Origin of the sequence: Vibrio splendidus (genome assembly GCF_003345295.1) — a bacterium.
Lineage (GTDB): Bacteria > Pseudomonadota > Gammaproteobacteria > Enterobacterales > Vibrionaceae > Vibrio > Vibrio splendidus_K.
In genome coordinates this window covers 755,753-767,607 of the sequence record NZ_CP031056.1, presented here as the reverse complement: position 1 = coordinate 767,607, position 11,855 = coordinate 755,753, and the positions used below count along the sequence as shown (strand labels likewise).

Annotated in this window: 10 protein-coding genes; 8 read left to right on the top strand and 2 right to left on the bottom strand. The window is 44.8% G+C overall.

Annotated elements, in window-relative coordinates; all coding sequences use genetic code 11:
• Window positions 1-24: 24 nt before the first annotated feature.
• The 7 genes from DUN60_RS19100 to DUN60_RS19070 all read left to right on the top strand — a co-directional run bounded on the left by DUN60_RS19100 (window position 25) and on the right by DUN60_RS19070 (window position 8,510).
• A complete protein-coding gene (locus DUN60_RS19100) occupies window positions 25-1,236 on the top strand; it encodes an ATP-grasp domain-containing protein (protein ID WP_065207057.1) in 1,212 nt (403 codons plus the stop codon).
• Window positions 1,233-3,044, top strand: coding sequence for an IucA/IucC family protein (locus DUN60_RS19095; RefSeq protein ID WP_114634933.1), 1,812 nt, complete (start codon window positions 1,233-1,235; stop codon window positions 3,042-3,044). The genes DUN60_RS19100 and DUN60_RS19095 overlap by 4 nt, the downstream gene beginning before the upstream one ends.
• A 6-nt stretch (window positions 3,045-3,050) precedes the next feature.
• Window positions 3,051-4,268, top strand: a complete 1,218-nt coding sequence (locus DUN60_RS19090; protein WP_114634931.1) for an MFS transporter — start codon at window positions 3,051-3,053, stop codon at window positions 4,266-4,268.
• Window positions 4,240-6,105, top strand: coding sequence for an IucA/IucC family protein (locus DUN60_RS19085; protein ID WP_114634929.1), 1,866 nt, complete (start codon window positions 4,240-4,242; stop codon window positions 6,103-6,105). Before DUN60_RS19090 ends, DUN60_RS19085 begins: the two co-directional genes overlap by 29 nt.
• Window positions 6,098-7,300: a type III PLP-dependent enzyme gene (locus DUN60_RS19080; RefSeq protein ID WP_114634927.1), complete on the top strand. Its 1,203-nt coding sequence runs from the start codon at window positions 6,098-6,100 to the stop codon at window positions 7,298-7,300. The genes DUN60_RS19085 and DUN60_RS19080 overlap by 8 nt, the downstream gene beginning before the upstream one ends.
• A 260-nt stretch (window positions 7,301-7,560) precedes the next feature.
• On the top strand, window positions 7,561-7,827 hold the full coding sequence (locus DUN60_RS19075) for a DUF3081 domain-containing protein (protein ID WP_114634925.1): 267 nt from the start codon (window positions 7,561-7,563) through the stop codon (window positions 7,825-7,827).
• Window positions 7,828-7,874: 47 nt separating this feature from the next.
• Complete coding sequence (locus DUN60_RS19070; protein ID WP_114634923.1) at window positions 7,875-8,510, top strand: CIA30 family protein; 636 nt, start codon at window positions 7,875-7,877, stop codon at window positions 8,508-8,510.
• 82 nt (window positions 8,511-8,592) lie between these two features.
• Here DUN60_RS19070 and DUN60_RS19065 read toward each other — a convergent pair whose 3' ends face one another.
• Both DUN60_RS19065 and DUN60_RS19060 read right to left on the bottom strand, forming a co-directional pair.
• Window positions 8,593-9,618: a zinc-binding alcohol dehydrogenase family protein gene (locus DUN60_RS19065; protein WP_114634921.1), complete on the bottom strand. Its 1,026-nt coding sequence runs from the start codon at window positions 9,616-9,618 to the stop codon at window positions 8,593-8,595.
• Window positions 9,619-9,774: 156 nt separating this feature from the next.
• Window positions 9,775-10,539 (bottom strand): glycine betaine ABC transporter substrate-binding protein, encoded by a 765-nt coding sequence (locus DUN60_RS19060; protein ID WP_114634919.1) that lies wholly within the window; start codon window positions 10,537-10,539, stop codon window positions 9,775-9,777.
• Window positions 10,540-10,806: 267 nt separating this feature from the next.
• Between DUN60_RS19060 and DUN60_RS19055 the strand changes: the two genes are divergently transcribed.
• Window positions 10,807-11,739: a LysR family transcriptional regulator gene (locus tag DUN60_RS19055; protein ID WP_114634917.1), complete on the top strand. Its 933-nt coding sequence runs from the start codon at window positions 10,807-10,809 to the stop codon at window positions 11,737-11,739.
• Window positions 11,740-11,855: the final 116 nt, after the last annotated feature.

Sequence of the window (11,855 nt, the reverse complement as noted above, 5' to 3'; positions counted from 1 at the left end):
ACGTTTTAAAATTAGGAAAGCCCCATGAAATCTACGATTATTATCGTAAGTCACGTCGTGAATGATGCAGTCACTCACGGCTTCGTACCTACCGCAAAGGCGATGGGTCTTCACGTCGTTTTGATCACAGATCACAAGCTCAATCACCTGAAATTGAGCAGTGATGATGAACGCTTTAATCCCGATGAAATTTTAGAATGCGATGTCTTCAACCCTCTTGAACTCATCGAAATCATCACCGAGAAAAATCTAGCACCTCATGCTGTTTTCAGTAATAGCGACCACCTACAAACTTCCACTGCAATCTGTGCACAGTTCTTTGGTTTACCCGCTAAAGATTGGAACGTGACGATTAAGGCGAAAAACAAATACTTAACTCGTCAGGTTCTCAACGAAAAATCGTTACCTAATACTCGAAGTGTTTTGTTAAGTCGAGAGAGCGCTCCTGTATTCGATTTCGATTTTCCTGTCGTTGCGAAGCCCAAGGAAGGCGTGGCTAGTTTAGACGTGCAGCGCTGCGATTCTGCGGCTGAGCTGGATAACTATTGCGATACCTTTTGGCAAAGGCACCCTACTACTCCCATCTTGGTTGAGGCGTTTTTGCAAGGCCCATTGATTACTGTCGAAACCATTGGCGACGGGGATCATTTGGTCGCGCTTGGTGGGTTTGATGTAGAGCTCTCAGCACCACCCTACTTCATCGAAACAGCGGCGAGTTGGAATGGTGTTAACAGCGTTCACTACCGTGATGAATGTATACGTCAGCTTCAAGAATTCGGGGTGGGGTTTGGTGTCTGTCATAGCGAATTCATCATCACAGATTCGGGGCCTGTACTTGTCGAAATCAACTATCGAAGTATTGGTGATGGACGAGAGTTTTTACTTGATAACCTTAGTGGTGGGAATTGGTTCAATACCATCTTAAGCCTTCACTTGGGTCACAAGCTTGATCCTACATTTCGTATTGATGGCAGTGCCCTTGTGCACTATGTAGTGGCCAAACAAAGCGGTTTAATTGAAGGGTCATCAACCTCTTTCATTCACCAAGAGGGCGATATTGTCATTCAGCAGCAAGTGCTTAAAAAGGTTGGTGATACGTTCCAACAAAGCTATTCCAACAAGGATTACTTAGCGAGAATTTCGGTCGTTTCTCCTTCTGGTCGAACACTAGAACCCGCGCTACAACAGGCAATCTCTCGCTTCAATCTAACAGCAACAAGCGAGGTAACAGCATGAATGAAAACGCGTTATACCTCACTCAGCGACTAATCGATACTTGCTTGCGTGAAGATTTGTTTGGATTAGTTTCCCAAAGCCAATTTAAATCTCAGCTACCAAATACACTCAAACTATCTTCTTATCCTCGTAATCAAATTTGGGCTATTTTTGCGGGTTCAGACTTTACACTCTACTTGCCCGTTACTCCCAGCTATTACATGCAGCGTTGGGTATACGGCCAACCAGATGGCTCGAAAGGTGATGGTTGGTTCATCGAGAGAAATGGTGTCGTTGAAACCCAGCAGCACTATCAAGATTGGATCGAATTATTGAAAGCAAGTGCTCACGAAAGCTCGCATTCATTATTAGATGGTTATTTGCAAGAACTCGAATGCGCAGAAAAACACAAAGGATTGTGTGATAGCGCCTTCAGTCAGCAATCCGAATCACTCATGCAGCCGATTTCTCAACTAGAACGTTGGGAGAAAAAGTTATTACGTGCCGATCAAATCGCATCCTATCTTGACCACCCTTACTACCCGACAGCACGTGCTAAGTTCGGTTTAAGCGATCACGACCTAGAGCAATTCGCGCCAGAATTTGCACAAAACTTTGAACTTCGTTGGCTCGCAATCGAGAAGTCACTCGTTACATTGACCAGTCCACAACCAGAATGTTGGCCAACGATGGAGCAAGTAGGTCTGCCCGCCGATTTTGCTCTTAGCCATGAGCTATTCCCCGCACACCCATTAACACTAAGAAGTCTTGATGGCATTCCTGACGGTGTCATTGAAGCACCGGTTGCGTATCTTGAGGTAACTCCAACCCTGTCAGTGCGCACTGTGGTCGTGAACACAGCACCACAGGTCCATATCAAGGTGCCGCTGATCATGCGATCTTTGGGTACTAAAAACATTCGCCTAATCAAACCATCTACGCTCTATGATGGGCATTGGTTTGAACGTTTGTTGACGCACTTAGAGCAAACAGATAAAGACTTACATGGCACGTTTTTCCATTGTTATGAGAAACATGGCGGCCATGTTGGAGACGATAAAACCTTTGCTTACATTGTGCGCGAATACCCGCAGAGTTACTTCCAAGACAAAGCACTGGTGCCTGTGGCCGCCCTTGCCAGTCCAATGCCTGATGGACGCTTGTTCTTGGAACACCTCGCCGAACAGTATTATCAGCAAGATACACTGACTTGGTTTAAAGATTACGTTGATCTGCTTTGCAAAGTGCACCTTACATTGTGGATTCGTTACGGTATCGCTTTGGAGTCTAACCAACAAAACGCCATCATTGCATTCGATGAGCAAGGTAAGATGACCTTAGCCATGAAAGACAACGATGCAGCGCGTATTTGGCCAGAGCGTTTCCAAACGTTTGAGCAACAATCGCCCGTAAAATGCGATCACCTTTTAGATCAACGTATCACTGTAGATAACGAGCTTGCTCTTGGTCAGATGTTTACCACTATTACTTTGCAGTTAGACATTGCCGCGATTGTGGAAGCAATGGCGACGAAAGGAATCGCCACTTCAGCTTATCTGTATGAAATGGTCGCCAATAGCCTCTCCCAACAACTTAACCAGTTGGATGAACAAGGACACAACACCAAGCTCGCAAACGAGATGTTGTTTGAATCACCTAACCTATACGCTAAGTATCTATTGAGCTCGGGTAGCTTATTGTCTAAAGAGGCGTCTGGCGCAAGCGATATCAATAAGTTCTATGGCTTGTCGGCACCGAACTTTTTATTGCTAACCAGCGAAGAAGCACAACACGCTTACCTTGAAAACATCAAGCAGAGCGTGAGTTAACCCATCATGACCAAACTCATCTATTGTGTACTTTTAAGCCACTTTATCGCCGCGTTTGCAGCCTTAGGCATGCCGCTGTTTTTACCAATGGTATTGCCAACACTGGATGCAAACATTACTTCGGATTGGGCGGGGGTACTGTTCATTTTGCCGACCTTTTGCACTGCCGTTGCGGCGCGCTTTTGGGGGCAGTTTGCTGATAAATATGGCAGACGTCGCTCTCTATTACGTGCTCAACTCGGGCTTGCAGCAGGCTTCGCGCTGTGTGGCTTAGCCGATAATCTCTCAATGTTTGTGTTTGGTCTTATCGTTCAAGGAACCTTTGGTGGCACCATGGCCGCCTCAAACAGCTACTTATCCAGCCAAATCAACGATGCAAAATCACTCGGTAAGTCACTCAATAAAACTCAGCTTTCTGCTCGTCTGGCGCTAATTATTGCTCCGATAGGGCTTGGCTGGAGCTTATCAGAAACAAACCCGCTGAACGCGTATCTGTGGCTGTCCGCTTTACCGCTATTCGCGCTATTGATCACCTTAACATTACCCATCGATGACTTAGCGAAATCTAAGGGGATTGTAAAAGATCAGGCGTCGAATAAAGCTCAAAGCAGCCAAACCAATTCGTTAAATACGCTTTATTGGGTGTTTGGCGCGCAGTTCAGCTTTGCTTTCGCCATGGTCGTCACGTTCCCCTATTTCTCGCCTTATGTGCAGCAATATGGCGTGACAAGCCAAGCGTGGATTGGGTTTTTATATGCCCTCCCACATGGTATTTATCTGATCTTTGCAGGAAAAGTTCATCTGTTCTCAGAATGGGTTGATCGCCACCAGCTTGAACGCAATCAAGCGCAGCGTACTTTATGGCTAGGCTTTGGTTTGCTTTCACTCAGTGCAGCAATGCATCTCACTCCTTATCAAGAAGTGTTGATTATTGCTCGTATTGTTTTCGGACTTGGCATGGTTTGCTGTTATCACGGCTTGCATCAAGCGTTAGCAAACCAAATTGATCGACGACAAAGCGGCAAAGTGTTTTCGCGCTTTGACGCTATGTCTAAATGGGGTGGCGTTGCGGCTGGATTGAGCGCTTCTTTTATATCAAGCCTGGGCTGGCTTGAGGTTCCTTTCATACTTTCTATGTTGGTCAGTGGCATTGCTGCTATCGCGCTGATCATCCATTCAAAATTTGGACATCAACATGTTACAGACTCAATTATCTCCAAGTGAATATTCCGCTGAAGACCAAGTTCTTCAAAATCGTAAAAAAGCACTGCTAAACCGAGAAAAAGCCCAACTCAATACCATCATGGGCGTGGTGAACTGTTACTTACGTGAATACGCGATACCAAAGAAACAGGTTAATTGGTGCTACAGTTCGGCCTCTCTTCCTCAAACTTTGAAAAGAAACTACAACGCTCACCAACGTGTGGCCATTCACCTACCTCACCAAGATCAACCTCAGAAAAATGGTCTGATGGTTTTACCCGTTGAGTACACCAGTAAACTGGGGAAAGTGAAGCTCAGTGATACACCTTGGGCTAAAATGCCCGGTGCAGCTTGGTGCAAATTGGACGCAACTCAAACCCTGACGCTTCTACTCAGTTACCTAAAAGAAATGCTGACGATTCCATTCAATCACGAGTTAGTCGAGCAAATGGAAAACAGTTTGTTGATTACCGAGCAGTTCCTAAACTCAGACAACTCACCTCAGCATCACAATGCGTTTATCGCATCAGAGCAATCGTTACTTTGGGGACATACTTTTCATCCAACGCCAAAGAGTCGATCAGGTGTCAGTATCGATGATCTGCTCGCGTGTTCCCCTGAGGTTGGCGCTAAAGTTCCTCTCTATTGGTTTAAGGTCGACACCACTTTGCTCGATGTCTTGAGTTCAGATGACCGTACCTCACCAACTACCATGCTTGAACAACTTGCACCTGATGAAAACAATTCAGCAGGTACCATGCTTTACCCTTGCCACCCTTGGGAAAGTTACACACTTTTGCAAAACCCAGTGGTCAAAACGGCCATTGAACAAGGCAGAATCATCCCGCTTGGATTAGGTGGTGAAAAACTCTTACCCACTTCATCCGTGCGCACTCTGTACCACCCAGATATGGATTGGTTTGCTAAGTTCTCTATCAATGTACGTTTAACCAACTGCGTACGTAAAAACGCATGGTATGAGCTCGATAGTGCCGTTCAATTAACCTCGATTCTGCATCCAATCAAAGAAAGCGAACAGTTACGTAATCCAGTATTCAAGGTAATGACTGAACCTTACGCGACCACATTGGATCTAGAGTCGGTTGCCGAGCAGGAACAAACTGATGTTATTAAAGCTCGCGAGTCGTTTGGTATTTTGTATCGAGAGAATTTCACCTTAAGCGAAACCGATATTTTGCAACCAACGTTAGCGGGTGCCCTCTTTGCTTACGATACAGACGGGAACAGTTGCATCGCCACTCAGCTCAAACAAAAAGCGCAAACAACCCAAAGCCAATATGAAAATGTCGCCACGCTGTGGTTTGAGCGCTATCTGCATTGTTTGATTCCGGGCGTCTTTAACTACTACTTCAAACATGGGGTTGCGTTTGAACCTCATTTACAAAATACGTTGATTGGATTTGAAAAAGGCATGCCTTGCTGTGTATGGATTCGAGACTTAGAAGGTACCAAGCTACTACGCGAGTTTTGGCCATCAGAAACACTTCAGCAACTTTCAGAACGTGCTCGTCAATCGGTGTACTACAGCCGTGAGCAAGGTTGGAACCGTATTGGCTATTGCACCTTCATTAACAATATCAGCGAGGCCATTTTCTTTATCGCTGAGGGTAACTCGGCACTTGAGAATACGTTATGGGGAACTTTAAAAGACGCTATCGTCCGCTGGACGTCTATCAATGGCCAGCAACCCGAACTAATGGCATTGCTTAACGATGGTCATTTCCCAAGCAAAAATAACTTCACAACACGTTTGATGCAAAATGCCGATAAAGAGTCCGGTTACACCCAAGTTGTAGCACCGTGGCCAACTCATTCACAAGGAGTTCACCATGCTTAATTCTCCTCAACTTTCAGCCTCTATCCATCAAGAAATCCAGCAATTGGCCAAGCAACAAACGCAGCCATTATGTGCTTATCTTTATGATCTCGATGCATTGGAGCAGCACATTAAGCAGATGCGACATGTATTGCCAAAAAACGTAGAGCTATTTTACGCGGCGAAAGCGAATCCTTCAGCGCCGATACTGCGAACTTTAGCTCCTTATGTTGATGGTTTCGAAGCTGCATCAGGCGGAGAGCTTACACACCTCCACCAGCAACAACTCAATAAACCACTGATCTTTGGTGGCCCGGGGAAAATGCCCAGTGAACTGGAGCAAGCAATTGAACTCGATGTTGATGCGATTCATGTAGAGAGCCTCACCGAATTGCAACGCATTGGTTCTTTAACACAAAAGTTGAATCGACCAGCTTCGATCTTCCTGCGTATGAACATAGACATTGGTGACATCACACTTAGCAAATTAGCCATGGGCGGAAAGCCCACCCCATTTGGTTTAGATGAAAATGAGTTAAACAACGCGCTGATGTACCTACGCGATTTCCCCTTAATAAAGTTGAAAGGCTTTCACTTCCATTTGATGTCACATCAACTCGACGTTGATCGCCACCTCGCCTTGATGCAACGCTATTTCCAAGTGGTCAAAGAGTGGAAAAAAACGTTCTCACTCGATGAGTTGATCATCAACCTCGGTGGTGGCATGGGGATCAATTACCAAAACCCTAAACAACATTTTCCTTGGATGGAGTTTTGCGACAAATTGGAGTTCCTGATTTCCAAGGAACATTTACAAGATTGGAAGCTGCGTTTTGAATGTGGCCGCTACATCTCTGCACCTTGTGGCTATTACGTAATGGAGGTCTTGGATATTAAACAAAATCTTGGCGAGCATTTTGTGATTGCCCGTGGTGGCACGCATCATTTCCGTACTCCGGCAGCGCAAAGCCATGACCACCCTTTTGCAATCGTGAAAAGTAATCAGCAACCCACGATTTCACATCCGATAAACCATGCCACAGCCACGTTGGTTGGACAGCTTTGTACGCCAAAAGATGTTCTGGCACGAAATCAACATATCGAGCAGGTCGATATTGGTGACTATGTGGTGTTCACTCTAGCAGGCGCTTACGCATGGAATATCTCGCATCAAAACTTTTTAATGCATGAACCTCCGGTGTTTCATTACTTCTAAAGCTCTCCAGTGCTCTATGATTTCTAACTTACGGGTTGAGTCAAAACGCCATAGAGTTAACTAAAGGCGCTAAATTAAAAAGGCGTTAGCAAACTCAGGTCTGCTCACGCCTTTCTTATGTTTATCGTAACCCTTTTGCCAAACAGCTAAGGTGATTGAACACTCGACTCCCCACAGTGATCGTAATGTAGAACCAAACCGTAGTTAATTCAAATACAAGCACTTAGCATTTTTCATCGACTGCGCAACGGGAGTGGTACATGGACAACAGAATCACCATTATTAAGTTTCTTAGAGTGTTCGATTGCATTCGTTCATCTGGCGAGCAATTGGATAACAAATATCAATTTGGCGAGATGGTAGCCTGGCACGATTACGACGGCTACACCTGTTGGTTAAGCTACCGAGACGTTACCGTGACCCTAATGTTCCACGGCTCATTGAAGATCGAATACGACAAAGCATCGAACTATGAAGACTTCATCAAGCGTTGTTTAGCTATGCTTGAAACTGAACCTTCTTCATAAGTTACCCATCGCTATCGAGTAAATAACGCATAGTCTACAGGGAAAGAGTGGAGAAATTCATGAACGGAACCAATTGTAAAACGCGGTTACACCTTAGGTTAACGACACCTTTACTCCTTCTACTCAGCCTACATTCGTTAAGTCTTAAGGCAGATGCAACAGGGACAAACATGATCGACTTTACACAAGTTAGTGAGCATCAAAACTGGACAGTGACTAACGACGATGTAATGGGCGGCATCTCAACAGGCGAGCTCATTTATCTTAATAACATGAGTCGATTTAGGGGAGAGCTCTCGTTAGAAAATAATGGTGGTTTCAGTTCTGTAAAGCGCTCCATTGAATCACCTGCCCATGAAATAGATAGTGCAGAGCTGATATTCGTTGGTGATGGTCGCACCTACCAACTGAGGTTCACCACTTGGAAGGAGGGTAATCGAGTTCAATACAAACACGATTTCGATACCATAAAGGGAGAGCAGCTAAACAAGGTCTTCCACTTCAATGATTTTCAAGCGGTGTTCAGAGGTCGGCTACTGAGCGATGCCCCGGAACTTAAGGCACAAGACATCAAGCAAATTGGCTTTTTGATTGCAGACAAACAGCCCTCGCCTTTTGAGCTAGACCTAATACAGCTTCAATTCAAAACATCACAACCTATCCCATCACCAGAAGCTAACTAAACCGAAAACAAACAAAAGCCCTTGATACCTTTTTGACTAACAACAAGATATCAAAGGCTTCTTCTATTTAAACCGTCAACGATTAGTATTTGATGGCTGTTTTACCAATAGAAGCACTGCTTTCAATACGTTGGTGTGCATCTTTAATTGTATCCACACTAAAGCCATTTAAGGTCGTGGTCAGCGTCGATTTAATACGACCCGCATCAATCAGATTCGCGGCTTGGAATAGGATGTCTTGCTGCTTCTGGATATCGTCGGTGTTGAACAGTGAACGTGTAAACATCAGTTCCCAAATAAAGCCTGCTGATTTGCCTTGCAGCGCTGATAAGTCAATCCCGCCATCGAACTCTACAATCGAACTGATCAGGCCTTGTGGTGCAATCAGCTCAACCATCGCATCCCAGTGCCCTTTGGTATCAGCAACATTGAAGATGTAGTCGACATGTTGAATGCCTTGCTCTCGCACAGACTCGACAAGGTTACGGTGGTTCACCACATAGTCCGCCCCCATATCTCTTACCCACTGTTCAGTTTCAGGTCTTGAAGCTGTTGCGATAACATTTAGGTTGGTCAGTTGCTTAGCCAGTTGAATCGTAATTGAACCTACACCGCCTGCTCCACCAATGATCAGGATAGACTTTTTCTCTTCAGGACGAACACGAAGGCGGTCAAACAACGCTTCCCATGCCGTAAGCGTTGCTAGTGGCATAACGGCCGCAGCTTCATCAGAAAGGCTCTTCGGCGCTTTAGCCGTAATACGGTAGTCCACAGCTTGGTATTCGGCATTAGCGCCCATACGAGTTACGTCACCTGCATAGTAGACACGGTCACCGACTTCGAAGCCTTCAACGTCAGCACCTTTGCCAACAACTTCACCGACTGCGTCATAACCCAAGACTTTTGATTGTTCGAGTGTTTTGTCTTTGGCACTACGAATACGAATTTTTGCGTCAGCAGGGTTAATAGAAGTCGCGCTCACTTTTACCAGCAAGTCATTATTTTTTAGTTCTGGCAGACTCGTTTCAAACTCAAATAAACTGTCTTGCTCTGTAATCGCAAGTGATTGAGTAAATCCGATAGCTTTCATTTTTGATGGTACTGACATTGTGCTTTCTCCTTGAATTAGACGGGTTAATCTTAGTCAATTCTCACTCTAGATAAACCGCCTAATATTTGAATAATTCTCAAATAATTTTTGATAATGGTGTTACCGCTATCTGGGTAATGCAGACATCTAACTGCATTGCCAAGGGCTGAGAGGTTAAATCAGACCTTTCTCAATCAACCAATCATGTGTGACTTGATCTTGTGGTTTACCTTCACGGCAAACTTTGTAATCCAGCTCGGCGATAATGTCATTCGAGAAGCGTAGGGAATCCAACTTCTGAATCTGCTCTTCGTTAAACAAGTGCTTCTTGTCATCTCTTAAAAGCAGTACCGCTCTGTCAACGATTCCGAGTAAGCCTTTTGGCTCTTTGAGCTCACGAATATCGTAACGATAGTGCCACTGAGGTTTCCACAGTGGCACTACCACCCACTCTTTGTTTGCGACCGCACTTTCAAAAGCTCTGAAACAATCGTCTTCACTGCCAGGAAAGAACTGGTAACCAGCATCGCTCAGGCCATAGTCTTTCATCATCTGGATAGAGAAGCGTGTGATACCAGCTCCGGGGTTGATACCCTGGATGGTCGAGTTCATTTTCTCGATCACTTCGGCTTTTAATAAATCAGAGACTTCAGAAACCGCCTCTTCAGGCACATAGTCTGGTACGCCCCACAAGGCGTATGGTTCATAATGAAGCCCAAGCTCGATAAGCGGCTCAACTTCTTCAACGCCCGCTTTGTAGATACCGTGACTTGATGGCAACCACGCAGAAGAAAGCATATCCACTTGGCCTGTTTTCAGCTTTTCAAAGTTCTCCTGATGTGGAGAGAAAATGCGCTCTACCTCAAAGCCCATGGCTTTCAATACATTGGCAACCAATGATGCGGTCGTACGGTGGAACGACAAATCCGTTACACCCATTATGATTTTCTTAGTCATCTTGTCCCCCTAGATCGTAGGCTTCGTTCATACAGTGTGTACTGCGCTATGTTGTCGATAGGGGAAATGATAGTGAGAAAATTACTAATGAAAAACAGCCTCATATTTGAATTATTATCAAATTAATTTTGACAATTAAGTGTTTGAAGCTAACTTAGAAGCGATAATTAGAGATAACCCATCTGCAGATTGTGATGGGGAAATATTCCAACGCCATGTTTAGAACATAATTCAATACAGGTAAACAACATGCTTCTTGAAGACTTACAGGTCATTTTGAAAGTGGCAGAATTTCGCAGTATTACTGCAGCAGCCACCAACCTAGACATGCGTACAGCTACCGCAAGTGCTGCCGTCAAACGTGTTGAAGCGGCTCTGGGGGCGGAATTATTTGTAAGAACCACGCGCCACCTAAGGCTCTCTTCAGCAGGCGAACGCTATTTACCTGAGTGTGAACAAGCCTTAAAAATGTTGGAGCAAGCGAAACTCAACATGAGAGAAGAGCTTGGTATTGTTGACGGTGAAATTCGCATCGCGCTTTCTTCTGATCTAGGACGAAATCTAATCACACCTTGGCTTGATGAGTTTTTACTGGAATACCCTAACGCCGCACTACGTACTAGCATCAGCGATAGCAATATCGATTTTTACCGTGATTCTGTTGATATGGCGTTGCGTTATGGCTCCCCGACTGATGCCAACATGTATGGCTTTAAAATCTGCGATGTACCCAGAATATTGTGTGCGGCCCCTGAATACTTGGCTGAAATGGGAACACCAAAACGCCCGAGTGACTTAACTCAACACAATGGTTTGCTCTACCAACTTCATGACATATTGCAAGACGAGTGGATATTCAACGATGGCACTCAAGATCATAAAGTGAAACTAAAAGGGAACCGCGCCTCGAACGACGCTGATCTTGTAAGACGTTGGTGTATCGCGGGTAAAGGAGTGGCAATAAAATCTTGTCTAGACATGTCTCCTCATCTGCTTTCAGGCGAAGTGGTTAAAGTCATTCCTGAATTTAAACCAACACCTACAGAGTTGTGGTTAGTATGCCCAAGTCGTCAATCCATCACCCCTACTGTGCGTCTACTGAGAGATTTATTCAGAGAGAAGACCGCAGAGATCCTTTCGCAACTTAGCGAAAAAGGCATTATAGAAAGCAAAATATCATAGGATCTAATGCAGCTTAGAGATAAGAAGTAGAGATACAAAAAAGGCGTTAGCGAACTTCAATTCGCTAACGCCTTTAATCATTTGAACATCATATGGGTATGATGAACATACTGACT

What these genes read in the sequence shown, in the direction of transcription:
- DUN60_RS19090 (WP_114634931.1), top strand. Translation starts at nt 3,051, where the DNA reads ATGACCAAACTCATCTATTGTGTACTTTTAAGCCACTTTATCGCCGCG.
- DUN60_RS19100 (WP_065207057.1), top strand. Translation starts at nt 25, where the DNA reads ATGAAATCTACGATTATTATCGTAAGTCACGTCGTGAATGATGCAGTC.
- DUN60_RS19055 (WP_114634917.1), top strand. Translation starts at nt 10,807, where the DNA reads ATGCTTCTTGAAGACTTACAGGTCATTTTGAAAGTGGCAGAATTTCGC.
- DUN60_RS19095 (WP_114634933.1), top strand. Translation starts at nt 1,233, where the DNA reads ATGAATGAAAACGCGTTATACCTCACTCAGCGACTAATCGATACTTGC.
- DUN60_RS19085 (WP_114634929.1), top strand. Translation starts at nt 4,240, where the DNA reads ATGTTACAGACTCAATTATCTCCAAGTGAATATTCCGCTGAAGACCAA.
- DUN60_RS19065 (WP_114634921.1), bottom strand. Translation starts at nt 9,618, where the DNA reads ATGTCAGTACCATCAAAAATGAAAGCTATCGGATTTACTCAATCACTT.
- DUN60_RS19075 (WP_114634925.1), top strand. Translation starts at nt 7,561, where the DNA reads ATGGACAACAGAATCACCATTATTAAGTTTCTTAGAGTGTTCGATTGC.
- DUN60_RS19080 (WP_114634927.1), top strand. Translation starts at nt 6,098, where the DNA reads ATGCTTAATTCTCCTCAACTTTCAGCCTCTATCCATCAAGAAATCCAG.
- DUN60_RS19060 (WP_114634919.1), bottom strand. Translation starts at nt 10,539, where the DNA reads ATGGGTGTAACGGATTTGTCGTTCCACCGTACGACCGCATCATTGGTT.